The organism is Candidatus Schekmanbacteria bacterium RIFCSPLOWO2_02_FULL_38_14 (assembly GCA_001790855.1).
In the GTDB taxonomy this organism is placed as follows: Bacteria; Schekmanbacteria; GWA2-38-11; order GWA2-38-11; family GWA2-38-11; genus 2-02-FULL-38-14-A.
The window spans coordinates 56,800-82,580 of record MGDH01000021.1 but is presented as its reverse complement, the minus strand read 5'-3'; the positions used below and the strand labels follow the sequence as shown (position 1 = coordinate 82,580).

Below are 25,781 nucleotides of genomic sequence, written 5' to 3'. Positions count from 1 at the left end.
GTCCAAAGCCCAGGATGAGGACAACGGCTGGCTCTGTGGATATCTGGCAGTGGAAGTCAGCAAGGACAAATCCAGTAGGCTTTGCTGATGATATGCACTTTATCTCAGCATCAAGCTTTGATGACACCCTTGCAACAATAATCAACGACAAAGGAAAAGCCACCTACCAAGACAACATAAACAAGGAGGGAAATGCCCCAGCTTATCAGGCAGTAAGTGGACCAACAGAAGAGGTTGATTTTCTTTTTTACCTGCCTGAACAAATAAAGGCGAGCACTGTTTTTGTTCCCTCTGTTCCTAAAGAGGAGCCTCCCCCAGATGGAGACGGAGGAAATGGCAATGGAGGTAATGGCGGGATAAAAAAAATCTCTTTCCATGCCCATATCCTTCCAATCCTATCTGCCAACTGCTCCTGCCACAGAGGAGGAAATAGCTCTGGTGGTTTAAGGCTTGATTCTTATGATACCTTAATTTTAGGCGGTAATAACAATAATACCAATCCAGAAATTGTCCCGAAAAATGCTACAAAGAGCCTCATATATCAGAAAGTATCCATGCCTAAGCCTCCAGTAGGAGAGCGGATGCCCCAAGGCGGACCCTATCTGTCAATAGAGGATCAGCTGAAAATTAAGAACTGGATAGACCAGGGAGCAAAGAACAATTGAAGGGTTTTAAAAATATGGAAGCTGATGCTCAAATAAATTTAAGGGGACTGTTTCATACTGAGAAAGGTTTTATAGTGAGAATTTATCCGATATTTAATTTCCTTTCTTCGATGAAGACAGGGATATTTTTGATGCTCATCATTTGCATTAGCTCTTTTTTAGGAACAGTAATAGTCCAAAACCATCCCCAAGGCTATTATGAGGGGAGATTTGGAAGAATAGGTTATAAATTAATAAGTCTTCTCTCTATTAATGACATCTACCACTCCTTCTGGTTTATTTTTCTCCTTTTTCTTTTTTCCCAGAATCTTCTGTTGTGCACTGCTCTAAGGATTAAACGGAAGGTTATACCTATCCCCTCGATCCTCCTCCATTTAAGCCTTATATTGATTGCTGCTGGAGGTCTTGTTGGACTTATGTTTGGGGAGGAAGGGCTTGTAAAACTTAAGAAGGGAGAAAGGGCAAATATCTTCTATGATAGATATAATAAGCCAAGGTCCTTAGATTTTAATATTATCTTGCAGGATTTTACGAGGGAAACATACAAGAATTTCAAAAGCCGTCTTAAGATAACCCTCTTAGAAAAAAATATTACATGGGATTTTGTTTTAAATGGTAAAAGGGAATTCAAGTTAGAGGGGACCCCTTACAAGATTTTGATCTTAAAGGAAACCCCTGACTTTTCAAAAGATGCGAGCATTCCAATAGAGGTAAGAGAGATAAAGGCATTAAAGGGTCCTGCGTTAAAGCTTGCTATCATAGAACCTTTTGGCAAAAGGGATATAAGATGGCTTTTCTCCAATAATCCTTATCTTGATATTAATATCAAGGCAGATGAAAATATCTTGACCTACTACAAAAGAGAGCCTGATATCAGAGACCTTATAAGCAGCATAAGAATTTTTAGCAAAGAGGATAGCACAGAAGGCCTTGTCAAGGTAAATGCCCCCCTAAAATTTATGGGATATAGCTTCTACCAGTATGATTATGACCCTATTGCCTATCAATGGACAATATTAAAGATCGTCAAGGATCCTTCAGTTCCTTTTATATATGCTGGATTTCTTCTTTTCACTTTAGGATTAGGCTTTCATCTATATCCGAGATTTTACTCAAAAGGGAGGAAGGATGTCTACAGGGCTTCTTAATGGAACAATGGGGTTCTATTTAGCATCAAGCATCCTCTATGGAATCCACTGGGCTTTTAAAAAGGATTTTATCCAAAAGATAGCTTTTTCCATTCTTTCTTTAGGATTTGCTATTGAGACCTTAAGCATCATAGAGAGATGGCGCGAGGCCCAAAGGCCACCCTTTTCTAATATCTATGAATCCCTCGTATTCTTTTCCTGGGCAGTGGTCTTTGTCTATTTGATTTTCAAGGCAATTTTTAAAATTGATTTTTTGGATTTTTTTGTTTCAATATCCGCTTTGCTCATTTTAAACTACTCCTCTTTTTTTGATAAGTCGGTTGAGCCTCTGATTCCTGCGCTTCGCAGCAACTGGCTCATCTTCCATGTAGTTGTGAGCTTTTTAGGATATGCTGCCTTTACATTATCCTTTATTACAAGCCTTTTATATTTTTTTAAAGCAAAATCTAAAAATCCAAAAAGGGATCCAATTCTTTTATCCCTCGATGAAATAAGCTATCAATCCGTTGTATTCGGGTTTCCATTTTTATCCCTCGGAATCCTCTCAGGCGCTATCTGGGCTGAGCAGGCCTGGGGTTCTTACTGGGCCTGGGATCCAAAAGAGACCTGGTCTCTGATCACATGGTTTATATATGCTGCCTATCTCCATTTGAGATTTGTTATGGGATGGAGGGAAGCAAGGGCTGCTTTTATTTCCATCATAGGCTTTTTATCCGTCATTTTTACCTATTTGGGAGTAACCTATTTCTTGCCAGGACTTCATAGCTATGCTTGAGGTTTTTAAAGAAATGGAGGTTAAGAAGAGTTGAAAAGGTTATTTATTTTTATTATAGCGAGCTTAATATTTTCCTTAATTCTTGAAAAGGAGGGAGGAGCGATTCCAGCCTTTGCGAGAAAATACAGGACATCCTGCACTACCTGCCATGTGGTCTTTCCAAAGCTTAATGATTTTGGAGAGGCTTTTAGGGCCAATGGCTTTCAGATCCCCCAGGATGACGAAATCTATGTGAAGGATGAGCCTGTAAGCCTCGGAGCTGAGGAGTGGAAAATGATGTGGCCCTATTCTGTCTGGCCTGGAGAGTTCCCTCACCTTCCTCCCATCGCCTTCTTGACAAGGTTTGCCATAAAGCAGAGGGAGAAGGGTGATGTAAAGGGTGATTTTACCTTTCCTGAGACCTTTCTTTTCCTGGTGGGAGGGACTCTCGGAAGGGATATCTCCTTTTTTGGCCACATAGGTGAGGGACGAAGGGTCTATATCCAATTTAACAATCTCTTTGATAATAAAATTCCAAGATATGCTCTGAATTTGAGGATCGGCCTCTTTGAACCTGGTGTTGTAGCCTTTTCAAATGAGAGACGGCTCACTGTAGTCCAGAATCTCTTTAGCACCTTTAATCTGGAGTTTGCCAATGGAAATGCAAATAATTTTCAATTTGATAGGCAGAGTGGATTTGAAATAGATGGAGTCCTTTTTAGCAGATTTAAATACCTTTTTGGTCTGACCAATGGGTCCGGTGATTCTCCTGACAACAATTCAAAAAAGGATTTTTATTACAGGACTGCTTTTAAACTGTGGGGGATGGGCTTTGATGGAGCAGGCGCAGAGCTTGAGGAATCCTTAAAGCAGACAGAGAACTGGCAGGACAATTCCATAACTGTTGGCCATTTTGGTTATTTTGGAGCAAATACCGCAAGCGATGTAGCAGGACTGGGCAGAAAATATAACATAGATTTTATAAGGCTCGGAGTCGATTTCAGGATCAATTACCAAGACCTTGATTTGGTCGGTGCATACCTTTGGGGCGATGATGAAAACCCTGCCAATGACGGATTTGATGTTGGAAGCAGCCTCTTTTTTTGTGAGGCAAATTATGTCTTTTTCCCATGGCTTGTCGGTGCACTGAGATTTGAGGATTTAAATTTTAAAGGCCCGAATTCAGAAGATTTAAATGAGATAAAAAAATTTATAGTAAGCGCCACCGTCTCCATAAGGGCAAATTTAAAGGTGGTTGTAGATGGAGAATTCGTTGATGGTTCAAGGATAAGAAAAGGCGAGGATAATAGCAGGGATGCCTTTTTAGCAAGGCTTGATTTTGCTTTTTAAAAAGGAGGGAGAAAATAAAAAAGTATATCTTTATTTTAATCATCCTGTTTTTTGCACAGAAGGGTTTAGGAGAAGAGAGAGGAGGGACTATAACAGGTAAGGTCAAAAGCCCCTGGGTTTCAAGACTTGAGGCAGTGGTGTATCTTGAAAACGGCTCTGACAAAAAATTTGATTCTCCAAAAGAGCATGCCATAATGGACCAGAAGAATCTGGTCTTCATTCCCCATGTGTTGCCAATTGTTGTTGGAGCAACTGTGGATTTTCCCAATTCTGATACTGTAAGGCACAATGTCTTTTCTCCAAAGGGCTCAGCAAAGGTTTTTAATTTAGGAACCTATGATGTTGGCGTTGTGAAAGAGGTCAAATTCGATGAGCCTGGTGTTGTTCCGCTTTTATGCAATGTTCATTCTGAGATGTCAGCCTATATCATTGTTTGCAAGACCCCATATTTTTCCCTGACTGATAGAAAAGGGGATTTTATAATTAAAAATGTCTCTCCTGGAAAATATAAAATAACAGTCTGGCATGAGAAATTGAGGCCCCAGAGTCAGGAGATCACTGTGGAGGCCTCAAAGGAAATCCAGGTGGAATTCAGCAAATTAGTTAGAAAATAAGAGGGCTAATGGCACATCTTATAACAGAGAAATGCGTAGGGTGCGGAGTATGCGCTATCAAATGCCCAGTTTCTGCTATTTCTGGGGAGAGGAAAAAGATGTATTTTATAGATGTAAACTTTTGTATTGATTGCAGTGTCTGCGGAAGATATTGTCCGCAATCAGCAATTGTTAATAGTCTCGGAGAGGTCATAGAAAGGATTTCACCGCAGGAGATGCCTAAAGCCATTGTAAATATTAATGACTGCAATGGCTGCGAGAACTGTGTTGGAATCTGCCCCTTTGGTTCTCTGACCCTTATTAAATATCCTCATGGAGAGAGTTTTGATAAGGTTGTCAAAGTCGATTTTAAAAAATGCGTTGGTTGCGGCCTCTGTGAGGAGATATGCATAAAAAGGGCAATAAGAATAGAAGAGAGGGTGAGTGTAGGGATAAAGGAGGGTGAGGGATATCAAAAAATGGATTAGTATAAGATTTATATCAAAGATGCTCCTTCTCCCTTTCTTAATTGTTTCATCAGGAGTTTTTAGCTTTCTACTTATATCAGCTTATTTTTTTGAAAGGGATGGAGGACTTCAATATTTACAAAAGATAAAAGGTTATGAAGACAACAGGCGATGGCAGGCAGCCTGGGTCTTTTCCCTACAAAAATCTAAAGACCCAAAAATTGTCGACGAGCTGATAAATCTGCTTTCAAAAAATAAAGATGAAAAGATTCAGATGTTTGCCGCTTTAGCCTTAGGAAAGATGCAGAATAAAAAGGCATCTCCTTTTTTAATAAAGGCCCTTTTTAGCAAAAAAAGAGAGCTTAAGATCTGTTCTATTCTGGCCCTGGGAAACCTTAAAGAAAAAAGGGCTCAAAGCTGTCTTATAAATTTAAGCAAAGAGAGGGATGAAGGTATAAAAAAGGTATCAGCCTGGGCATTAGAGATGATCAAGAGGTAAAGGTCTGACATGCAAGAGGCATAAATGAGCGTAAATAGCCAATATTCGAGGAGAAATTTTTTAAAAATTTTTACATCACTCGGCCTTGCTTGGGCAGCCTTTTTTGCAACCCTTACAGGATCCCTTGCAGCTACTATCAGATTTTTTTTCCCCAATGTCCTCTTTGAGCCCTTGTCCTCTTTCAAAGCAGGATTTCCTGAGGAGTATTCCTCAGGCGTCAGCACAAAATGGGTAGACAAATTTGGGGTCTGGATAGTCAGGGAAAAGGAGGGGTTTTTTGCCCTCTCAACAGTCTGCACGCATTTAGGATGCACCCCTAACTGGCTTGAGGCAGAAAATAAATTCAAATGCCCCTGCCATGGAAGTGGTTTTCACAGAGATGGAAGAAATTTTGAGGGCCCTGCACCGAGGCCCTTAGAAAAATTTAAGATAACTTTGGCTGAGGATGGTCAAATCCTCATTGATAAGAGCTCAAAGTTTCTATTTGAAAAAGAAGAATGGGAAAATCCTGAAGCCTTTTTGAGAATTTAAACTACTATGGACAAAAAAAATTTTATCGAGAGGCTTTTAGAAAGTCAGGTTTATAAATCGATATTCAGGCATGAGTTTCCTAAAACCGCGAGAAACCGAGCTTTAGCTGTTGTCTCCAATTTCTTCCTGCATCTCCATCCAATACGGTTAAGAAAAGATGGCTTGAAGCTCTCCTCCACCTGGTGCATGGGAGGAATAACCTTTTTTCTCTTCATCGTGGAGACCATAACAGGCCTGCTTTTGATGTTTTATTATCACCCTACAGCAAGGGAAGCTTACATAGATATGAAATATATAGAATTTGATGTTCCCTTTGGGATGCTTTTAAGAAACCTCCACAGATGGGCAGGTCATGGGATGGTGATAACTGTTTGGCTTCATATGTTCAGGGTATTTTTGACAGGCTCTTATAAAAAACCGAGGGAATTTAACTGGGTGCTCGGTGTTGTCCTTTTGGTCTTAACCCTTCTCTTATCTTTTACCGGATACCTATTGCCTTGGGATCAGTTAGCTATGTGGGCAATCACTGTTGGAACCAATATGGCGAGGGCAACTCCATTTTTAGGCCATGAGGGACCCTTTGCAATAGTTGATGCGGGCTCTGATATCAGATTTGCCCTTATAGGCGGCAAGTTTGTTGGAGGAAATGCCCTTTTGCGGTTCTATGTCTGGCACTGCGTCGGAATCCCTCTGGTTGCAGGGATCTTAATGGCCATCCATTTCTGGAGGGTAAGAAAGGATGGCGGGATTTCAGGCCCTTTATAATTCTTTATAATTTATGATTGATTTTTTAAACTTTCTCTTTGATCCGAGAATCTCTTTTTCCTTAGTTATCTTTATCTTTTTTTTAATCCTTAAATTTTATAAAATTATAACTTCCCTTAAGTTCTCTGTTCTTCTTGGTATTCTTATCTTAATATATTTTATCATCTCCTGTTTTAATGAAAATTTTAAAAAGATAATAACAAAACCGGATAATGTGGCAATTGCTTTTATGCTCTTTCTGGTCATTTTTTTCACTTATCTTGGCTTAAAAAAGGCAAGTCTTAATGATGTTGCAAAAAAATTAGAAAACAATGGGGGAACAAAATCAAATCCTAAAGCGATTGAGAAAGTCCATGTCTGGCCTGAGCTGGTCTTCAGAGAACTCATAGTTATGATCCTTGTTACTGTCTTTCTAACAGTCTGGTCCATCCTCCTTGATGCTCCCTTAGAGGAGCCTGCAAATCCTACAAAGACTCCAAATCCCGCTAAGGCTCCCTGGTATTTTTTAGGTCTTCAAGAGATGCTTGTCTATTATGACCCCTGGATAGCAGGTGTTCTTTTACCCCTTCTTATCATTTTTGGCCTTATGGCGATTCCCTATATTGATACAAACCCAAAAGGGAATGGCTATTATACCCTCTCTGAAAGAAAATTTGCAGTAACCACATTCTTATTCGGGTTTTTAATCCTCTGGGTTTTTCTAATAATTGTGGGAACCTTTTTGAGGGGACCTGGCTGGAACTTTTTCTCCCCTTATGAAAAATGGGACACTTACAAAGTGGAACCCTTAACAAATGTAAACCTTTCAGAAATTTTAGGCCTCAACCCTAAAAGCCACTGGATTATCAGGGAACTTCCTGGATTTTTTCTCCTAATTCTTTATTTTTTTGGTCTACCTTTGATCTTAGCTATCCTAAAGAGAGATTTTTATAAAAGCCTCGGATTTTTACGGTTTGTAATAACCATAGTTCTTCTCTTGATAATGCTTGCTCTGCCTATAAAGATGTTTTTAACATGGACCATAAATTTAAAATATCTGATAGTCACTCCCTGGTTTAATATTTAATCCTATGAAAAAAGCCTTTGTCATCTCAACCCTTCTTCTGGTTTTGACCTTCCTTTGGTCATTGGAGGATGATTATAACAGGGAATGGAAAAAATATCAGAGGGAATTCAAGTCCATGGAATTAAAAAAAAATGATAAGGCAAAAGAAGATGTTTTTCAAAGGGTTAAAGGCGAACTCGGGTTCTCGGGAGAAGAATTAAAGAAGAAGGGATTGAAAAGGGAAAAATTATTAAAAGAGTTGAATAAAGATGTAGCATACAAAAAGTTAGTCAAAGAACAGTGGGATCTTGAATATAACCTTTACAAAAAAGACCAGGCATATCAATTTGCCAAAAGTGAATACGATGCGGTCAAATATTTCTTTGAAAAATTAAAAGATAAAAAGAAAGAAACCTCCAGCCAATGGAAAGCTATGAAAAGATGGAAGGGCGAGATGACAAAATCAAAACCCATAGTTTTGAATTACGAGAAAAGCCTTGAAGGGATAAAAGAAAAGATAAAATCCATGGAAGGGAAAAGAGGGATTTTAAGCGAAACGGAAAATAAATTTCTTTTTGAAATAGAGCAGATAGAAAAGAAAAAAGAGAATATAAAAAAAGAACCGATAGCGATAAAACAGGTTCTCCTTGATCTTGATAATGATGAAATCCCAGATAAGGTTGATAGATGCATCTCGTGTCATTTGGGCATAGATAAAGCTGGTTTTGAAGAAGAGAGACAGCCTTATAGGAGACATCCCAATTTAAGGCTTTTTATTTCAAGTAAGTCTCCCCATCCATTAGCTAAATTCGGATGCACCATCTGCCATGAGGGCCAGGGTCCTGCTGATAGTTTTACTGATGCCTCCCATACCCCTTCTGGTGAAACAAAGAAAAAACAATGGAAGGAGAGATTCGGTTGGAAAAGGCTTGAACACTGGGAATATCCCCAACTTTCTTTAACCTATATTGAAGCCTCCTGCTACAAATGTCATGAAAGAGAAGAAGAATTAATAGATGCGCCTTACTTAAACTTGGGCAGGAGCCTCTTTGAAAAGAGGGGTTGCTATGGCTGTCACAATGTCAAAGGCTTTGAGAAAAAGAGAAAGATAGGGCCACCACTTTTGAATGTAACTTTAAAGACCAATGAAATATGGATTTTTAACTGGCTCCTTGAGCCAAAAAATTCTCTCGCAAGTCCGAGGATGCCGACATTTAAATTAAATTCCCAAGAGATTTTTGAGATCATAGAATATTTAAAAAGCATAAATGAAGCGCCTCTTCCTAAATACCACTGGGACCCATATCTTTTAAAAAGGGAAGATGAGATGAGCGATATGGAGTTTAATGCAATGGATCTCCTCTATCAGAAGGGAAAAGGATTATGGGGCCAATCAAGGTGCGCTATATGTCATTCCTTGAATGGTCTTGGAGGAGCCTTTGACATAGGACCTGATTTGGGAAATATAACTGAAAAAATTGGAAGGGACTGGCTCTATTCCTGGATAAAGGAGCCAAAGAAATATTTTCTCAAAAGCATAATGCCCAGATATAGATTTACTGATGGCCAGATAAGAGCTCTTATAGAATTTATTATGAGGGATCCTGAATTTCAAGCTGAGGAGACTTTTCAGATAAAAAAGGCAAAACCCTCAATAGGTAGTCATTTTATAGATAAGGGCAGGGGTCTAATCAGGCGATACGGCTGCTCTGGATGCCATGATATAAAAGGGATGGAGAAAAAGGGAAAGGTGGGAGCTGAGCTTTCAAACATCGGAGATAAGGCGGTTGACAGGCTTGATTTTGCCCTGCTTGAGGGAAAGATGGAACATACCCTCGATGACTGGCTTTATCAGAAACTAAAAGACCCGCGAATCTTTGATCAAGGAAAGGTCAAAAATGAGGATGAAAAGTTAAAGATGCCCTATTTTAATTTTAATGAAGAGGAGTTAAAGGGAATTGTTACATTTTTATTGGGATTAAAGGAGAGAAGAGATATCCAAAATTTAAAATACCCATTTAAATGGAAGGGTTATAAGCCCTCAGGAGACTTCGGCTTAATAGCAGAGGATATCAACTGCCTCACCTGTCATAAGATAAGGGGAGTCGGCGCAAACTATGCCCCTGATTTGACCTATGTGGGGAGCAAGGCAAAGAGAGAATGGCTTAAAAATTTTTTGAGTTCGCCCAATATAATAAGACCGCTTCTCCAGCAGATGCCTCAGTTCAATATCTCTTCTGAAAAAAATATGATTCAGGGGAATTTAACACCGAGAGAAGTGGAGACAATTACTGATTACATAAAAGCTCAATTGATTGATGAAGAGATGGAAGAGCTATTTTCAGAGGATAAGATAGGCGAGCCTTCTTTAAAAGAAAAGGGAGAGAGGCTCTTCTTTGAAAAGGGTTGTCATACCTGTCATCAGATGGGAAGGATAGGTGGAGTCATAGGACCTGATCTAACAAAAGCAGGAAAAAGGCTTTATTCCAATTACATATATCAGTATATAAAAGACCCCCATCGCTTTACCGCCCAAGCAGCAGAACCTATCTTCGGTTTATCTGAGGAGGAGGCTACTTCTCTTACAGCCTTTTTGGCATCAGATAAAAAGAAAATAAATGGAGAAAAATTAGCTTTTAAAGATAAATGATAAAAAATTGTAGAATTCTGGCTTTTTTCTTAAAGTTGTTGATATTTTTAAGTATACTGTTATTTTTGTCTCTTGGCTGTGAAATTTCAAAAGATAAAAATGAGGCAAAGGGGAATAATCCAAATTTTGCCCTCATGGCCAAGAAAAAGGGAAAGGCAATCTTTTTAAAATATTGCAGTCCCTGCCATGGAGAAAAGGGGGATGGAAATGGAAGATATGTTGCAACTGAACTCTCTCCAAAGCCCAGGAATTTTACTGAAAAAAGATATATGGAAAAATTATCTAATAAATATCTTTTTGAGTCCATAAGCAAGGGCCCTGCATTTTTTGGAAAATCCAACCTATGTCCTCCCTGGGAAAATACCTTTAATGAGGAGGAGATTAAAAATATCATCTATTTTATAAGGGGGCTTTCTAATGCCAAATAATTTTAAAAAAATTCTCTTATTATCATCTCTTCTTTTCCTCTGCATCTTTCTAACAAAAATCTCAACCGGGCAAAGCCCTCTCTTTGAGGGCAAAGGAGAACTTCTTGATATGGATGATGAGTCCATAACGATAAAATTTAAAAAAGAGGAGATAAAATCTTTAAACCTTGATTTTGGAAAAAAGGGCCCTGATCCTGACATAATCTATTTTAAAGATAAAAATGAAGGGATTAAAGGAAAGGTGATTGAGATATCTGAATCTCATATAGTGATAAGATTTTCAAGGATGAAAGAAGGCTTAAAAGAAAGAGAGGAAGAGAGGTCAGAAGAGGCAAGAGATGAGCCTGGGGTAAAAAAAGAAGAGATAAAAGAGCTGATAAAAAAAGAGGTAATGACTCAAGTCAAGGAGCAGATAGAAAAGGAGATGATAGCAGAAAGGGAAAAGGAAGAGCCAGTAGAGGTAGGAGATGTGGCAGGAAGGATTCTTTCTTCTGGCAGACCCCTTCAAGGTTGCAGGGTGAAGATAGCAAAGATCCTTCAGGCAGATTCCTTTTTTGGCATATTCAAAGAGATAAAGGTAGGGGTAGTTTTTGAGACCACCACAGATAATGATGGCTATTATAAATTTTTGAATATCCCTGTAGGAAAATATAAAATCCTCTGGAAGCCCCCTTCCCAAGAAACATGGATAAGGCGCCTGCGTCTTGACCCTGATGTAGAGGTAGAAAAGGGTAAGATAAATTTTGTAAAAGATATAGAGGTAAGAAAAAAGGTCTTTTAAAGGAGGATTGAGATGGCAAAGTTTCACCTAAAGATTGAGATAAGCCTTGATAAACTTTTAGAAGAGTTGGTAGTGGTAGCGCTTTCCCTTATAGCCGAAAGAGATGAGAAAGAACCAGACCCAGAATTTAAAGATAGGCTAAAAGAGGCCTTAAGATCGATTCTGCAGAAGGATATAGTAAAATCTGATATCTGCGGTCTAATGGTGAGCTGTGCTGAGGGAAAAAGCGCTCCCCCATGGACAAAGGAGTCTGAGGAGCTTTAACAGCTCTTAAGAAAAACTATTTTTCCAGAGATCCTTTAATCCATCTTTTCCCAAATGATTTGTAGAGGGGAGCCCGTTTTAAAAATTTTATCTTGTGCCTCTGAAAATTCCCAAAACATGAAAAATCTCTTTCTATAAATTTATTTTGTAGGGACAGCCTTTATGGCTGTCCGAGGGCAGGAACAAGCCCTGCCCCATTATTTTTCTGTGGCGTTGGAAGGATTATTCCTTCTCAAGATTAAATGTATCGTGGAGAACCCTTACTGCAAGCTCTGTGTATTTGGCTTCAATTACGCAGGTTACTTTAATTTCAGATGTGCTAATCATCTGAATATTAATTCCGTCTTTTGAAAGGGCCGAGAACATCTTGGATGCAACTCCTGAGTGGCTTCTCATTCCTGAGCCAACAATTGAAACCTTTGCAATGTTATCATCAATGCTGACATCAACTGCACCTATCTCCTTTGCAATTTTTTTAACTATATCAAGGGATTTTTTTGATTCAATTTTTGCCACTGTGAAAGTTATGTCGGTGTGGCCGTCAACGCTAATGTTTTGCACTATTGTATCAACTACAATGTTTGCATCAGCCAGGGCGCCAAAAATCTTTGCCGCAACTCCGGGTTTGTCCGGCGCCCTTCTAACTGAAATTTTAGATTCATCTTTTTTATAGGTAACTGCAGTTACTGAAACCTGTTCCATACTATCACTCTCCTTTGTAACTAATGTTCCTTTGCCTTCAAAGAAACTTGATTTTACATATAACGGTACTTCGTATTTCTTTGCAAATTCTACTGACCTTATCTGAAGAACCTTTGCTCCAAGGCTTGCCATCTCAAGCATCTCGTCATAGGAAATTTTATCAATCCTTCTTGCCTCAGGAACAATTTTTGGGTCAGTGGTGTAAACACCGTCAACATCAGTGTATATTTCGCAGACATCAGCCCTAAGCGCTGCTGCAATCGCTACTGCTGAAGTATCAGAACCGCCTCTGCCGAGGGTTGTAACATCTCCTTCAGCAGTTATGCCCTGGAATCCGGCAACAATTGCAACGGCACCATCTTTCAAAGCCTCTTTGATTCTTTCTGCTGTTATTTTTTCTATGCGTGCTTTTGTATGGGCGCTGTCGGTAATCATGCCAACCTGCCTTCCTGTGAAGGACTGCGCTTTAACTCCCATTGCATGCAGGGCAATTGCTACAAGGGCAATGGAGACCCTTTCTCCGGAGGATAAAAGCACGTCCATTTCCCTTTCATTTGGTGAATCCGTTATCTGGTAAGCAAGGTTTACAAGCTTATCAGTTTCTCCCGCCATTGCAGAGACAACAACAATTACATCATCCCCTTTTTTGCGGGCTTCAGCGATTTTTCTGGCAACATTTTTAATTCTTTCAATGTCACCGACTGAAGTTCCGCCATATTTCTGTACAACCAATGCCATATCAATTCACCTCCAAAATATTCATATTTTATGGACAGGCATCCCGCCTGTCCTATTATTAAGTTAGTTTTAAATTCCTAAAAAATATTCCATTAATTTATGTCCTTCTTCAAATTTTAACGAGCCTTTTTTTGCTTCTTCTTCATCAAAACATTTTGCGCCATCTTTAGTATTGCAGGAGCTGTATATTGCAAAGGGAACAGGCTCTCCTGTGTGGTCTCTTAACCTCAGCGAAGTTGGATGGTCAGGAAGAGCCATAACTTTATATTTTTTATGTTTTTTAATTCCTTCAAGCACTACTCCTACCACCTTTCCATCAAAGTCTTCAATAGCTTTTATCTTAGCTTTCAAATCCCCGTTGTGTCCTGCCTCATCAGGGGCTTCAACATGGAGAAACACAAAATCTTTTTCTTCAAGGGCATTAAGCGCATATTCTGCCTTACCCCTATAGTTTGTGTCAAGGTATCCTGTTGCTCCGGGGACTTCAATATTATCAAAACCGAGATAAACTGCAATCCCTTTTATTAAATCTACTGCTGATATCACTGCTCCGCTTTTTCCGAATCTTTCCTTAAAGGTTTTAAATGACGGTCTTTTCCCCTGCCCCCACAGCCATATACTTGTGACAGGCTTATTGTTTTTTTCAATCCTTAAACGGTTGAGTTCTGAAGAGGAAAGAAGCTTCTGGGACTTTTCCATAAGTGCCAGCAGTTTTTCTGCTTTGCTTCCTTTTGGAAGATAAGCATTTGCTTCTTTTCCTGATATTGAATGAGGGGAAGTAAGTTTCAGCTTGTCTTCTCCATTTTTCCAGACCATTAAGTGCCTGTAACTTTTCCCCGGATAGAATTTCATTTCATTATCAGACAAAGAACTGTTTATAAGTTTTATGAACTCACGTGCATCTTCGGTTTTTATATGTCCTGCGCTGTAATCATCCATGATGCCATTTTTAATTGTGACAAGGTTGCAGCGGAATGCCACATCCGAGGCTTCAAGATTTACTCCAATGCTTGCAGCCTCAAGCGGAGCTCTCCCCGTGTAGCAGGTTTTCGGGTTATAGCCAAAAACAGAGAGCGTACCAATGTCACTTCCGGGGTCCATCCCGCGCGGAATTGTCCTTACCACCCCTGCTACTCCCTCTCTTGCTATAAAATCAAGGTTTGGTACTTTTGCAACCTGAAGGGGGGTCTTGCCCCCGAGTTCTGCAATGGGATAATCTGACATCCCGTCCCCAAGTAAAACTATGTACTTCATGCTTTGAGCCATTTATCTTTTAAAAATTCTAAATTCTAATATCTAAATTCCCTGCCTGCCGGCAGACAGGCAAACAAATTCAAAATTTAAATTAGATAAATTCAAAGTAGTTTTGAAAATTGGAATTTTGTATTTTGATATTGTTTAGAATTTGGGATTTATGTTTTAGGATTTTAAACTCCGTTTTAATTTACTCTTCGACTCTTATCAACACCGTATCCTTCAGCACCACAGGCAGTTTGTTTGTGAGGTTTAATGCTTTTTCAACATCTTTTTCGAGGGCTTCATGTGCCATTATAACAACAGAGACCTCTTCTCCCTCTTTCCTTTCTTTCTGAATTACTGATGCGATGCTGATATTGTTATCTCCAAGAATGCCTGATATTTTGGAAAGAACTCCTGGCTGGTCAATCACTGAAAATCTGAAATAAAACCTTGACCTGCCCTTGCTTATCTTTCTTATCTTTTTATCCTTTATGCAATCAGGCTGAAACGACAGCAGAGGCACACGGTTCTTGGAGCCTGTCAGGATATCACGGCTTATTTCAACTATATCTGCAACAACAGCGCTTGCTGTCGGTAATTCACCTGCTCCTCTTCCATAAAAAATTGTTTCACCAACTGCATCTCCTGTAACGCGTATCGCGTTAAATACCCCTCCAACTGTAGAAAGAGGATTTGAAAGAGAAACCATTGTCGGATGAACTCTTACATCAATCTCACCGTTTACATCCTTGGCAATTGCAAGGAGTTTAATCTTATAACCCAGTTCCATGGCATATTTTATATCAAGAGGGGAAACCTTAGTAATTCCCTCTGTATAGACTTCTTTCAGGTTAACTCTGGTTCCATAGGCTAAGGTTGCCAGAATTGCAATTTTATGTGATGTATCAATTCCTTCAATATCAAAGGTAGGATCTGCTTCTGCAAAACCCATCTCCTGCGCTTTTTTCAGAACCTCGCCGAACTCTTTCCCTTCATCAGTCATCTTTGTGAGTATGTAATTTGAAGTACCGTTTATTATCCCGTATATTGACTGAATGTGGTTTGCAACAAGTCCCTCTTTAATTGCTTTGATGATTGGGATGCCTCCTGCAACACTTGCCTCAAAACCAACACTCATGTTGTTTTCCTGTGCACATTTGAAAATTTCATACCCTTCAAGGGCAAGGAGGGCTTTGTTTGCAGTTACAACACGTTTTTTGTTCTTCAGGGCTTTTAGAATAAATTCCTTTGCAGGACTGTAGCCGCCAATAAGTTCAGCAACAATGTCAATCTCAGGGTCATTTATGACTTGAAGGGCATCTTTTGTGAGGAGTTCTTTTTTTATCTCTATTCCCCTTGAAGCAGTTATGTCAAGGTCAGCAATTTTTTTTATTTTGATTTCTGCACCAAGCCTCTCACTTATAATTTCTTTATTGTTTAAAAGAACCTTAACGGTTCCTTTTCCAACAGTGCCGAATCCGATAATTCCAACATTTACCTGTCTCATCTTTCCATCCTCTTTTTTTACTGAAATATCTTTTTTATTCCTTTTACTGCCTGCTTTATTCTGTGTTCATTCTCAACAAGTGCAAATCTTACAAATCCGTTTCCATAGGGGCCAAAACCGATGCCCGGTGATACAGCTACTTTCCCTTCTGTAAGCAGAAGTTTGGAAAATTCCAGAGAGCCCATCTTTTTAAATTCATCAGGGAGTTCTGCCCATACAAACATTGTCCCTTTTGGTTTTTCTATTTTCCACCCAGCTCTTTTCAGCCCTGAAATCAGTGTATCGCAACGCAGTTCATATGTTTTGACTATTTCACTCACGCACGAACCGTATTCATTTAAAGCAATGATACTTGCAATCTGGACGGGCTGGAAGATTCCATAATCAAAATAGCTCTTAAGCCTTGTCAGGGCGTGGATTACTTTTTTGTTTCCGACACAGAATCCAACCCTCCATCCGGGCATACTGTAGCTTTTGGACATAGTATAGAATTCAACTCCGATTTCCTTTGCACCTTTTACCTGCATGAGGCTTGGCGCCTTGTAATCTTCAAAGGTAAAATCTGCATAGGCAAAATCGTGGATTACAAGCATCTCGTGTTCTCTGGCAAAATCAACAACTTTATTGAAAAAGTTTATATCAACAACCTCTGTTGTTGGATTATGAGGAAAGCTAAGAATAAGAAGTTTGGGTCTTGGCCAGCTTTCTTCATAGGCTTTGACAAGGTTTTCAAAAAAATCTGAATCCCTTGAGAGTTTTACGCTTTTCAGGCTTCCACCTGCTATAACTACGCAGAAGGAATGGATTGGATATGTTGGGCTTGGAACAAGAGCGACATCTCCCGGCTCTATGATTGCAAGTGCCAGATGCGAGAGCCCTTCTTTTACCCCTATTGTCACAATTGCTTCTGTATCCGGGTCAATGTCAACATTATATTTTCTTTTATACCAGTCGGAGATTGCTATGCGGAGTTTATAAATTCCCCTTGAAACGGAATACCTGTGGTTTTTTGGATTTCTTACTGCCTCCACCAATTTCTCAACTATCGGTTTGGGGGTTTCCAGATCAGGATTCCCCATCCCAAGGTCAATTATGTCCTCACCCTTTCTTCTTGCCTTAAATTTCATCTCATCAATGATGGCGAAAACATAGGGCGGAAGCCTCTTTATTCTGTGGAATTCTTCCATCTTTGTTAGTGTAAAGTATAAAATACAAAGTGTAAAACTAAAACTCAAAGTTCAAAACTTTAAGATTATCTTTCAATTGTTTCAGATAAAGCAACTTTTATCTTTAAACTTTAACTTTGCATTTTGCACTTTGAGTTCTAAACTTTATTTATAGCATCTGTTCTTCTGCCATATATGAACTTCTTACAAATGGCGCAGATGCAATATTCTTAAAACCCATCATCTCTCCTGTCTTTCTGTAATACTCAAAGGTGTCAGGCGGAACATATTCCTGTACAGGAAAGCTGTCTTTTTCCGGACTTAAATACTGTCCGATTGTTACCATATCGCAATTAAAATTTCTTAAGTCCTCTAAAACAGAAACTACTTCTTTTTTTGTTTCTCCAAGGCCAACCATAATTCCTGATTTTGTCAATGCTCCTGAAAACAAGTCTTTAACTTTTTTAATCAGATCAAGTGAGCGCAAATAATCTGCTTCAGGCCTTATATCCCTGTAAAGGCGCGGTACTGTTTCAAGGTTGTGGTTGATTATATCAGGCTCTGATTTGCATACCTTTGAAAGACTCTCAGATGAACCTTTGAAATCAGGTATCAGAACTTCAATTGCAATATCCTTATTGAGTTTTCTAATCTCCTTAACTGTTTCTGCAAAATGGGATGCTCCTCCGTCGCTGATATCATCCCTTGTTACAGAGGTTACAACAACATGTCTAAGTTTTAATTCCATTACTGCCTCTGCAATTCTTGAGGGTTCACTCTTTTCCAGCGGCTCGGGATTCCCCTGTGTTACCGCGCAAAACCTGCAACTTCTTGTGCAGGTGTTTCCCATTATCATAAAGGTTGCCGTTGGCTTTTTAAAACACTCTCCGATGTTCGGGCATCTTGCTTCTTCACAGACAGTATGTAGCCCTTTTTTTCTCAGCAGGGTTTTTACATCGTGTAGCTGGGAAATATCAAAGCCACGTTTTACAAGCCAATTGGGAACGTTTCTTTTCAAGATAATATCTTCTTTCCAAAAAGTTAAAATTTAATTATAATAATAAAGAGTTTCTAAAACATCAAGAAATTTTACTAACTAATTTTCTGTAGCAACAGGTTTAGACCTGTTAATTTTAATTTATAACTAACATACGTAAATATATGTTTTTACTTTTTGGAGAGTGTTTTCATCATCTGCTGATGAATCTTTCCATTGCTTGCAAGGGTTTCTCTTCTGTAGATGCTGAAATCCTTTCCTGAAAAATCACTCACCATGCCTCTGGCTTCACTTACTATGAGCCCTCCTGCCGCTACATCCCACGGGTTTAAGCCTGATTCCCAGAAACCATCAAATCTTCCGCAGGCAACATAGCACAGGTCAAGGGCTGCTGAGCCTGCCCTTCTTATTGCCTGTGCATTAAAGGAAAATCTGCTGAAGTGGTTAAGGTTGTTTTTTGGGTTTTTCTCTATGTCATAAGGAAAGCCTGTTGCAAGCAGGCTGTCAGATAGAGATTTTATCTTTGAAACAAAGATTCTTTTGTTGTTTAAAAAAGCTCCTGAGTTTTTAATCCCTGTAAATAACTCATCTGCTATAGGGTCATAAACAACTCCAAAAATCACTTCTCCATTTTTTTCTATGCCGATTGAAACACAGAACATTCTGAATCCATGAGCGTAATTGGTAGTACCGTCAAGGGGGTCTATTATCCATTTAAAATTTGAGTCTCTGGTTTCCTCACCATTTTCTTCAGTCAAAATACTGTGTGATGGAAACTTTTCATTAATTATCCCAAGTATCGCTTTCTCTGCAGCAGTGTCTATCGCAGTAACAAGATTTTTTTCTGACTTGTAGTCAATAGAAAATTTCTTATCAACATTATCCCTCAATATTTTTCCTGCCTTTAAAGCTGCTTCTATGGCTACTTTCTGCAATTCATCCATCTTCTTCCTTTCTCTCAAAAAAGTATTAAAAGGGTTCAAGGGGTTGAGGGGTCATGGATTCTATCAAAATTCAAAATGACAAATTAGAAGTCAAAATAAAAAATTCTGCTGCCATAACTTTCAATAGATTAAACTATAGTTGGCAGATAAACTAATGTCAAATATCAAAGCTCAAAGTTTTGAACTTGATTTGACATTTGGACTTTGATATTTGAACTTATATTTTATATTTTTCTTTGCCTGCAATCGAGAGAAATTATGACCAAAAGAATAAAGAGAGAATATCCATCACAGCCTGTAGTTGGCGTTGGAGTAGTAGTAGTAAAGGATGGGAAAGTCCTTCTTGTGAAAAGGGGAAAGAATCCAAGCCGAGGGGAATGGAGTATCCCGGGTGGGGCAGTAAATGTCGGCGAATCGCTTAAGGTAGCAGCAGCAAGAGAAATAAAGGAAGAGACGGGGCTTGATATTTTTGTTGAAGAGCCTGTTGAGCTTCTGGAAAGGATTTCCTCTGATTTGGATAATCGAGTAAGGTATCACTACGTTTTAATTGATTATTGCGGTAAATGTCTTGGCGGAAAGCTGAAAGCTTCTTCTGATATTGTTGAGGCACGATTTGTATCTCCTGAGAAGCTTGATGCTTTCAGTCTCAATCCGGCTACAAGGAATGTTATTGAAAAAGCGCTTGGATGCTCAATCAACAAGAAACCTATTAAGCCATACGCCCCTGAAATATTTACTGACTGGAATCAGAAAAAGGCGAAATGGTATTTCAGGGCTCTTCGGGAAAGTGATTTTTCAGAGATGGTAATGGCAGCAGTAATGCCTTTAGTCAGGAATAGCGACTCTGTTCTTGATATAGGCGCTGGTTGTGGAGCACTGACAATTCCTCTTGCAGAAAGGGTAAAAAAAGTTACAGCTTTAGAACCATCAAAACCAATGATGAATATTATGAGAAGAGAGGCTTTGAAAAAAGGGTTAAAGAATATAAATTTTGTAAATGCTCTATGGGGGAAAACGAAGTTATCAGTTCACAGCATATTATTTCTGGCAAATGTTCCAAAGGTTTTAAAGGATATGAAACTATTCCTTGAAGATTTGGACAAAATCAAACCGAGACTTGTTTTTTTAATTCATGGAGTGGATTCCAAAAAAGATAAATTTTATTTTAAAGAGCTGTACCCTCTTATTTTCAGAAAAATATTTCCTGAAAAAAATGATTACCTCCAGATTTATGACAGTCTTCATCATCTTGGTGTTTATGCAAACATAAAGATAATTAGTTACAATATGGACCAGCCTTTTAAGAGCCTTGATGAGGCTGTTGATTTCTGGAAAGAATATCTGAATATCAAAGGCAGGGATTATGATAAAAAGTTAAAATCTTTTTTAAAAAAGAAACTATTTAAAACGCCTTACGGGTTCAAAACTGTGGTTAATAAACAGGGTGCTGTAATCTGGTGGGAGAAAAGCTATTAGATAAAAGCTCAGTCTGTTTTCCGGATGTTTTCTTTAAGAGACTTGCTTATTTCATCAAGGGAACCAATTAGTTTTGTTAAAGCTATAAAGAAAAACCCGCACACAATACTCCCGACAAATCCTGCAACAAATATAACTTTTGCATACCGCCACTGGATAAAGTCAAAATAGCTTATTATGGAGTCAGGGTTCTGTTTCAGATAATAAGAGGTCTTTGAATATTTAGCATAAGTCTCAAAAAACAAAGACAGGCTGGCGCTTGCGCCAAAAATTAGTATTATCATTCCAACAAGATATAGAGCATCACTGATACGTTTTTCTTTATCACGGAATAATTTAACCCTTAATCCCCAAAAAATTGCTATAACAAATCCGGCAAAGGCAAAGAATTCTTCCATTAAAACCTCCTCTTATTTAAAATTTAAAATAAAGAAAAATTCTTGATTCTAAGGTTTTCTTAAAGAAGTTCCATTTTCATCACAAACGGCTATGGTATTGCCATTAAAATTAATTACATTAATCTCGGGAGATTTATCAGTTTTTTCTGACAGGTTTGATTCTGAATATATTTTTAAAAATTCTTCTCTGAAAATCTTTAAAGCTTTTATCTTGGTATGGTCCTTCATCTGATACCACTTTTTATTGACTTTTATTGTGAGTTTATTTCTTTCTTTATTAAGTGACCATGAATCAATGAATTCTGCTTGTTCTGTTTTTTTAAGAAATTTTGATTTGAAAACAGTGTTGAACTGTTCAGTGTCTGGTTTTATGGTTTCTGTAATGTGCGATTTTTTTATTTCTTCAGGTTTTTCCTTGGTTTTTATCAGGTTAATAAATATACCAAGAATTGCAACCACAGTTATTATCCCGATTGCATATAGAAACAGAACAGGAACTATTTTAATGATTTTTTTTCTTTTTTCTTCCTGTGCCAGGATTTCCTGTACTCTTTCCCTTATCTCCTTTTCGTTTTCAGAAACCATAATAGAGGCTTGAAAATGTATAGTGATTCAAAAATAATATGGTTCAGTTTCTGAGGAAACAAGAATTTGAGCCAGTTAAAAACCCCAAAAGAAAAATTCAAAACTAAAGTTTAAAGTTTTTAATTTTGAGTTTTAGCTTTGAACTTTGCGTCTGGGGTTTTTAGCCTTCCCCTCAGAATCTTTAAACACTAAATATATCTAAGCTGCAACAACTGCACCTGAACGGATACATCTTGTACAGACTTTTATGGTCTTTTTAGTTCCATTAATGAGGACCTTACGGTTTTGAAGATTTGGATTAAATCTTCTATTTGAAACATTGTGGGCATGGCTTATGTTGTGGCCATACATTGGTCCCTTCCCACAGATATCGCATCTTTGTGCCACCCGAAACACCTCCTTTGATTGCTTAAATAACTTTAATAGTTTAAATATCAAACTCAAAATGTCAAAGGAAATAATAGTCTTAAAGCTAACTATTTGATTTTCTTGATAACATTTTTTCAAATTTTCTGTAACTATCCTTCAAACTTGAATATAATTTTACCATTTCTATTTTTTTTAGAATTTTTTTAACTGGAAGGGAATTTGAAATTCTGCAATAACTATCAACAAAAAATTTTCTGTCCTCTTCTGTAAAAGAGTTTTCACTGCTCATAAGCCTTGACAGTTGAAAAAGGTTTTTAGCCCTGTTCCATATAGAGATATTCCCTTTTGTAAAAATAGCATTGTCTAAATCCATTATTAAAAGATTTTCATCATTTCCATTTGTGGCAGAAACTAAAATGTTTTTAAGCGTTAAGTCAGAATGGAAAAACCCTTTATTATGAATCCAGGAGATAAAGTTTGCCAGTTTCAGCAGGGGTTCTCTTTTTTCTTTCTCCGAGAAATTCTGTTTAATAAAGGATAGGAAGTTCTGGGAGTTTGGAACTTCTTCAGTAATGAGATAGCTTTCCTTAAGCATTGAATTATATCTTTTTTCAGCAACTATAAGCGGTTTTGTGCTTGGAATTCCTGACTCAACCATCTTGCGCATCAGATACATCTCTCTCCAGGCTTTTGATGGGGCAAAGAGGTTCACAAATCCTTTCAGTCTGTTCTTGACTACATATTTTTTTATAAAAATCTTTTTGCTTTCAGAATTTTTTTGGGGGAGAGAAACAGTAATTACAGTCCTTGACCTGCTTGATTTTACAAGCGAGCCATTTTCACTGAGGCTTAAATCTAATATAGAATTTATTGATCTTGCTGTTTCAGATGAGATTTCATCTGTCCAGAAAATTCTCATACCGTCCTGATACAGAAAGTGAGAATTATCATTTTTAAAAAGCATCTGTGAAAGGTAATTGAAATTACTTTCTAAAATACAAATAAGATTTCTAAATAACAAATTCATAAATCCCTTTTTAAAACAAAGTCTTATTTTTTTACCATCTTTGTATTTTGTTGACAAGGGAATAATTTGGAAATAGCTTTATTTAATTGTTGAAAGTGTTCCGGAACAACCCTTGAACCCTTGAATTACATTCTAAGAGGTATCATTGAAAAGTCTTAGCATATTAGAAATCATCAGCAGCCGCAGATGGATAGGTGAAGCAGCTCATGTGTTTAACCTTTCCAGCAGACTTATCCAGAGAGGTCATAAAGTTTTTCTCATTACAAGGCGTGGATGGGAGCTGAGCAAAAAGGCTGACGAGGCAGGTTTGCCAAATATACCTCTGAATATGAATGGTCATTTTAATATAAGAGATAATTTTGAGGATATTTCAAGGCTTGTTGCAATTTTCAGAAACCAGAAGATTGATATTGTCCATTCACACAGAGGCCATGACCACTGGCTTGCAGCTTTAGCTCTTTCAATTTCAAGAAAAAAAATACCTCTCATGAGAACAAGGCATGTCAATGTTGCGGTAAAAAACCATATTTTCAACAAATGGCTTTATAATTATAAGACTGATAAGATTATCTGTGTGGCAAACCATATAAGAGATAATCTTATCAGCAATAACAGGTTCAATGAAAAAAAATTAGAGGTTATTTATACAGGCGCGGATACAGGGCTTTTTGATTACAGGTTGTCAGGTGAAAAAATAAGAAGAGAGTTTAGAATATCTGAGAGTTCTCCTGTTATAGGTGTTGTTGGAAGGATAACTCCTATAAAGGGGCACAGATTCGTGCTCAATGCTGTTCCAGCAATAAAAAAGGAGTTTCCTGATGCTAAATTTATCTTTGCAGGAGATTTTAGAGACAGGAATTTTTTAACCCATCTCCAATCTATAATTGAAAAGCTTGGTATCAAAGAGAGTATAATTTTTACCGGTTTCAGGGATGACATTCCAGAAATTGTTGCTTCCTTTGATGTTGCAGTTATTTCTTCCAAAGGGTCAGAGGGGTCAAGCCGCGCGTGTTATGAGTTTATGGCAATGAAGAAACCTATTATCGCAACAAAAGTGGGAATAATACCTGAGATAATTGAAGATGGAATTACAGGAATGCTTATTTCTGAAATGGATTCAGAAGCAATGGCTGTAGCGATTATAAGGACTCTTAAAGACAGGGATGGAGCTAAAAAACTTGGCGAAGCAGCCTGTAATTCCTTAATGAAAAAATTTAATTTCAATGTATGGGTTGAGAAAAATGAAAGGCTTTTCTTTGAAGTTGTTTCATCCAATGAAAAGAAATGATTTTCTGCTTTCTATGTTTTAATGGATTTATGCAGATTCAGATACATTACTGCTATTGTTCCAATCCAGAAAACCAGAGTCCCTGCAAGGATGCAGCTTAATGCCCTCATTAAGTCTGAAATCGTGAGAAAATAAAAAATCGCAGATATTATAATCGAACCAAGCATTATCTTGTATGGCGTCTCTGTCTTTTCAGTTTTCAAAAGATAATTTATTCCTGCAGTATAAGGAAAAAGAAGAATAGAGAAATGGAATGTCCATGAGGTTGCTGAGATGAAAAGCGTAGCCATAAGGACAGAGGAAAATTCAAAAGGTAAAAGCGGATTATCCCTGTCTGAAAGGTTTATCCTGCATACTGCAATTAAAGCTAACATAATCAGACAGTAAAAGAGTAAAACTGTTTTGGTTACAACTCCTTTTTCCAAATCCACGAAATTTACATATATTGGATTGCTAGTTTTCCCTGCATTTACTTTCCTTAAAAAACGGTTAAGCGCAGCCGGGAGTGACTGGTTGTTAAATCTCTGTTTCACTTTTCCTTCAGAAATAAAAGGAATTAACATTTTTTTGCTCCATCCTTTAAGCTCTGCCGTATTTTTCTCAAATCCAAGAAAAAGGGAAGGGAATATTATAAGAAATATAATTAACCCGAGAACAACTCCGGCAATTATTTTATATTGTTTCTTGTAAATGAAGTAGAGAATGAAAAGTGCCGGGGTTATTTTGATTGAAATGCTGCAAGCAAGAAAAATGCCTGCAAGGCAGTCTTTCCTGATTTTAAAGAGATAGAAGGTTGTACAGACAAGAAGGAGGATTAAGATGTTAACCTGTCCGAGCATAAGATTGTCTATCCAGAATAAAGATGTGATAAGCAAAGGGATTACATAAAGGATATTTTTTTTTCTTTTGTAATCATTGTTGACAATTTTTACACTCAGAATAACAGACCAAGCTAAAAAAAATATGTTCAGAACATACCAGATTATGGCTGACGGGAATGGAGGAATGAATGTAAAGGCGGAAAATATTATTGCAAAGAACTGCGGATACTTATATCCCCTTATTTCAAAAATCCATTTTCCGCTGCGGAATGCTTTTGCAGCATCATAGTAGTCGTTGAAATCAGTATTTTTTGTTGCCCTGTAGCCAGCATTAATTCCTATCCCTATCAATCCGGCAACAATCAGGATAATGATAATTCTTCTGGCAATAGAAGAATTTATAAGGTTATTAAAATTCCATTTGTTTTTCATAATATTAAAAGAGACTTAAATCTTAGATTTTTTTAACACATTTGAACCAAAAGTTAAATATGAAATTTGAAATAAAGAAACATCTATATATTTTTATTCAAAAATTTGATATTTATGTTTTTAAACAGAAAGAGCTTTTGAATTGACAATCT

General features: G+C 37.8%; 27 protein-coding genes. 16 read left to right on the top strand and 11 right to left on the bottom strand.

The genetic code is table 11. The features are described from left to right. The first annotated feature begins 14 nt into the window (after positions 1-14). The 14 genes from A3H37_10000 to A3H37_09935 all read left to right on the top strand — a co-directional run bounded on the left by A3H37_10000 (position 15) and on the right by A3H37_09935 (position 11,940). Entirely contained in the window at positions 15-665 is a 651-nt protein-coding gene (locus A3H37_10000; protein OGL49927.1) for a hypothetical protein, read from the top strand. Next, on the top strand, positions 662-1,813 hold the full coding sequence (locus A3H37_09995) for a hypothetical protein (protein OGL49926.1): 1,152 nt from the start codon (positions 662-664) through the stop codon (positions 1,811-1,813). The genes A3H37_10000 and A3H37_09995 overlap by 4 nt, the downstream gene beginning before the upstream one ends. Next, a complete protein-coding gene (locus A3H37_09990; protein ID OGL49925.1) occupies positions 1,794-2,588 on the top strand; it encodes a c-type cytochrome biogenesis protein CcsB in 795 nt (264 codons plus the stop codon). The genes A3H37_09995 and A3H37_09990 overlap by 20 nt, the downstream gene beginning before the upstream one ends. 30 nt (positions 2,589-2,618) lie before the next feature. Further along, entirely contained in the window at positions 2,619-3,917 is a 1,299-nt protein-coding gene (locus A3H37_09985) for a hypothetical protein (GenBank protein OGL49924.1), read from the top strand. Between the two features lie 137 nt (positions 3,918-4,054). Further along, a complete protein-coding gene (locus A3H37_09980; protein ID OGL49923.1) occupies positions 4,055-4,531 on the top strand; it encodes a hypothetical protein in 477 nt (158 codons plus the stop codon). A gap of 8 nt (positions 4,532-4,539) precedes the next feature. Continuing rightward, entirely contained in the window at positions 4,540-4,998 is a 459-nt protein-coding gene (locus A3H37_09975; GenBank protein ID OGL49922.1) for a hypothetical protein, read from the top strand. Then, on the top strand, positions 4,973-5,476 hold the full coding sequence (locus A3H37_09970) for a hypothetical protein (protein OGL49921.1): 504 nt from the start codon (positions 4,973-4,975) through the stop codon (positions 5,474-5,476). Before A3H37_09975 ends, A3H37_09970 begins: the two co-directional genes overlap by 26 nt. A 24-nt stretch (positions 5,477-5,500) precedes the next feature. Next, on the top strand, positions 5,501-6,007 hold the full coding sequence (locus A3H37_09965) for a Rieske (2Fe-2S) protein (protein OGL49920.1): 507 nt from the start codon (positions 5,501-5,503) through the stop codon (positions 6,005-6,007). Positions 6,008-6,013: 6 nt separating this feature from the next. Next, the gene (locus A3H37_09960) at positions 6,014-6,772 is read left to right on the top strand and encodes a cytochrome B6 (protein OGL49919.1); all 759 of its coding nucleotides are present in this window, start codon (positions 6,014-6,016) and stop codon (positions 6,770-6,772) included. A 229-nt stretch (positions 6,773-7,001) separates the two neighbouring features. Further along, entirely contained in the window at positions 7,002-7,838 is an 837-nt protein-coding gene (locus A3H37_09955) for a hypothetical protein (GenBank protein OGL49935.1), read from the top strand. 4 nt (positions 7,839-7,842) lie between these two features. Next, positions 7,843-10,467: a hypothetical protein gene (locus A3H37_09950; GenBank protein OGL49918.1), complete on the top strand. Its 2,625-nt coding sequence runs from the start codon at positions 7,843-7,845 to the stop codon at positions 10,465-10,467. Continuing rightward, a complete protein-coding gene (locus A3H37_09945) occupies positions 10,464-10,895 on the top strand; it encodes a hypothetical protein (GenBank protein ID OGL49917.1) in 432 nt (143 codons plus the stop codon). Before A3H37_09950 ends, A3H37_09945 begins: the two co-directional genes overlap by 4 nt. Then, entirely contained in the window at positions 10,885-11,676 is a 792-nt protein-coding gene (locus A3H37_09940) for a hypothetical protein (protein OGL49916.1), read from the top strand. The genes A3H37_09945 and A3H37_09940 overlap by 11 nt, the downstream gene beginning before the upstream one ends. Positions 11,677-11,688: 12 nt before the next feature. Next, on the top strand, positions 11,689-11,940 hold the full coding sequence (locus A3H37_09935) for a hypothetical protein (protein ID OGL49915.1): 252 nt from the start codon (positions 11,689-11,691) through the stop codon (positions 11,938-11,940). 222 nt (positions 11,941-12,162) lie between these two features. Here the strand turns inward: A3H37_09935 and A3H37_09930 are convergent, their stop codons facing one another. The 6 genes from A3H37_09930 to A3H37_09905 form a co-directional block, all read right to left on the bottom strand. After that, positions 12,163-13,380, bottom strand: a complete 1,218-nt coding sequence (locus A3H37_09930) for an aspartate kinase (protein ID OGL49914.1) — start codon at positions 13,378-13,380, stop codon at positions 12,163-12,165. 69 nt (positions 13,381-13,449) lie between these two features. Then, a complete protein-coding gene (locus A3H37_09925; GenBank protein OGL49934.1) occupies positions 13,450-14,634 on the bottom strand; it encodes a cofactor-independent phosphoglycerate mutase in 1,185 nt (394 codons plus the stop codon). A gap of 190 nt (positions 14,635-14,824) precedes the next feature. Then, positions 14,825-16,126, bottom strand: coding sequence for a homoserine dehydrogenase (locus tag A3H37_09920; protein ID OGL49913.1), 1,302 nt, complete (start codon positions 16,124-16,126; stop codon positions 14,825-14,827). Positions 16,127-16,143: 17 nt separating this feature from the next. Next, complete coding sequence (locus A3H37_09915) at positions 16,144-17,313, bottom strand: alanine transaminase (GenBank protein ID OGL49912.1); 1,170 nt, start codon at positions 17,311-17,313, stop codon at positions 16,144-16,146. A gap of 148 nt (positions 17,314-17,461) precedes the next feature. Next, positions 17,462-18,310, bottom strand: a complete 849-nt coding sequence (locus A3H37_09910; GenBank protein ID OGL49911.1) for a lipoyl synthase — start codon at positions 18,308-18,310, stop codon at positions 17,462-17,464. A gap of 149 nt (positions 18,311-18,459) precedes the next feature. Next, on the bottom strand, positions 18,460-19,233 hold the full coding sequence (locus A3H37_09905; GenBank protein OGL49910.1) for an inositol monophosphatase: 774 nt from the start codon (positions 19,231-19,233) through the stop codon (positions 18,460-18,462). 258 nt (positions 19,234-19,491) lie between these two features. On the opposite strand from A3H37_09905, the gene A3H37_09900 reads away from it, so the two are divergent. After that, a complete protein-coding gene (locus tag A3H37_09900) occupies positions 19,492-20,709 on the top strand; it encodes a hypothetical protein (protein OGL49909.1) in 1,218 nt (405 codons plus the stop codon). 8 nt (positions 20,710-20,717) lie between these two features. Here A3H37_09900 and A3H37_09895 read toward each other — a convergent pair whose 3' ends face one another. The 4 genes from A3H37_09895 to A3H37_09880 form a co-directional block, all read right to left on the bottom strand. Next, positions 20,718-21,107: a hypothetical protein gene (locus tag A3H37_09895; protein OGL49908.1), complete on the bottom strand. Its 390-nt coding sequence runs from the start codon at positions 21,105-21,107 to the stop codon at positions 20,718-20,720. A gap of 48 nt (positions 21,108-21,155) precedes the next feature. After that, on the bottom strand, positions 21,156-21,692 hold the full coding sequence (locus A3H37_09890) for a hypothetical protein (GenBank protein ID OGL49907.1): 537 nt from the start codon (positions 21,690-21,692) through the stop codon (positions 21,156-21,158). A 198-nt stretch (positions 21,693-21,890) separates the two neighbouring features. Further along, positions 21,891-22,079, bottom strand: a complete 189-nt coding sequence (locus tag A3H37_09885; protein OGL49933.1) for a 50S ribosomal protein L28 — start codon at positions 22,077-22,079, stop codon at positions 21,891-21,893. Positions 22,080-22,164: 85 nt separating this feature from the next. Continuing rightward, a complete protein-coding gene (locus A3H37_09880; protein OGL49906.1) occupies positions 22,165-23,088 on the bottom strand; it encodes a hypothetical protein in 924 nt (307 codons plus the stop codon). Positions 23,089-23,233: 145 nt separating this feature from the next. Here A3H37_09880 and A3H37_09875 point away from each other — a divergent pair, with 145 nt between their 5' ends. Further along, positions 23,234-24,376 (top strand): hypothetical protein, encoded by a 1,143-nt coding sequence (locus A3H37_09875; protein ID OGL49905.1) that lies wholly within the window; start codon positions 23,234-23,236, stop codon positions 24,374-24,376. Positions 24,377-24,387: 11 nt separating this feature from the next. Here the strand turns inward: A3H37_09875 and A3H37_09870 are convergent, their stop codons facing one another. Continuing rightward, positions 24,388-25,629, bottom strand: coding sequence for a hypothetical protein (locus tag A3H37_09870; GenBank protein OGL49904.1), 1,242 nt, complete (start codon positions 25,627-25,629; stop codon positions 24,388-24,390). Between the last annotated feature and the right edge of the window lie 152 nt (positions 25,630-25,781).

Bases quoted from the DNA above. Each gene is read 5' to 3' on its own strand.
- A3H37_10000 (OGL49927.1), top strand. From the start codon at position 15: ATGAGGACAACGGCTGGCTCTGTGGATATCTGGCAGTGGAAGTCAGCA.
- A3H37_09990 (OGL49925.1), top strand. From the start codon at position 1,794: ATGTCTACAGGGCTTCTTAATGGAACAATGGGGTTCTATTTAGCATCA.
- A3H37_09975 (OGL49922.1), top strand. From the start codon at position 4,540: ATGGCACATCTTATAACAGAGAAATGCGTAGGGTGCGGAGTATGCGCT.
- A3H37_09965 (OGL49920.1), top strand. From the start codon at position 5,501: ATGAGCGTAAATAGCCAATATTCGAGGAGAAATTTTTTAAAAATTTTT.
- A3H37_09960 (OGL49919.1), top strand. From the start codon at position 6,014: ATGGACAAAAAAAATTTTATCGAGAGGCTTTTAGAAAGTCAGGTTTAT.
- A3H37_09955 (OGL49935.1), top strand. From the start codon at position 7,002: ATGCTCTTTCTGGTCATTTTTTTCACTTATCTTGGCTTAAAAAAGGCA.
- A3H37_09950 (OGL49918.1), top strand. From the start codon at position 7,843: ATGAAAAAAGCCTTTGTCATCTCAACCCTTCTTCTGGTTTTGACCTTC.
- A3H37_09945 (OGL49917.1), top strand. From the start codon at position 10,464: ATGATAAAAAATTGTAGAATTCTGGCTTTTTTCTTAAAGTTGTTGATA.
- A3H37_09940 (OGL49916.1), top strand. From the start codon at position 10,885: ATGCCAAATAATTTTAAAAAAATTCTCTTATTATCATCTCTTCTTTTC.
- A3H37_09935 (OGL49915.1), top strand. From the start codon at position 11,689: ATGGCAAAGTTTCACCTAAAGATTGAGATAAGCCTTGATAAACTTTTA.
- A3H37_09930 (OGL49914.1), bottom strand. From the start codon at position 13,380: ATGGCATTGGTTGTACAGAAATATGGCGGAACTTCAGTCGGTGACATT.
- A3H37_09925 (OGL49934.1), bottom strand. From the start codon at position 14,634: ATGAAGTACATAGTTTTACTTGGGGACGGGATGTCAGATTATCCCATT.
- A3H37_09920 (OGL49913.1), bottom strand. From the start codon at position 16,126: ATGAGACAGGTAAATGTTGGAATTATCGGATTCGGCACTGTTGGAAAA.
- A3H37_09915 (OGL49912.1), bottom strand. From the start codon at position 17,313: ATGGAAGAATTCCACAGAATAAAGAGGCTTCCGCCCTATGTTTTCGCC.
- A3H37_09905 (OGL49910.1), bottom strand. From the start codon at position 19,233: ATGGATGAATTGCAGAAAGTAGCCATAGAAGCAGCTTTAAAGGCAGGA.
- A3H37_09900 (OGL49909.1), top strand. From the start codon at position 19,492: ATGACCAAAAGAATAAAGAGAGAATATCCATCACAGCCTGTAGTTGGC.
- A3H37_09895 (OGL49908.1), bottom strand. From the start codon at position 21,107: ATGGAAGAATTCTTTGCCTTTGCCGGATTTGTTATAGCAATTTTTTGG.
- A3H37_09890 (OGL49907.1), bottom strand. From the start codon at position 21,692: ATGGTTTCTGAAAACGAAAAGGAGATAAGGGAAAGAGTACAGGAAATC.
- A3H37_09880 (OGL49906.1), bottom strand. From the start codon at position 23,088: ATGAATTTGTTATTTAGAAATCTTATTTGTATTTTAGAAAGTAATTTC.
- A3H37_09870 (OGL49904.1), bottom strand. From the start codon at position 25,629: ATGAAAAACAAATGGAATTTTAATAACCTTATAAATTCTTCTATTGCC.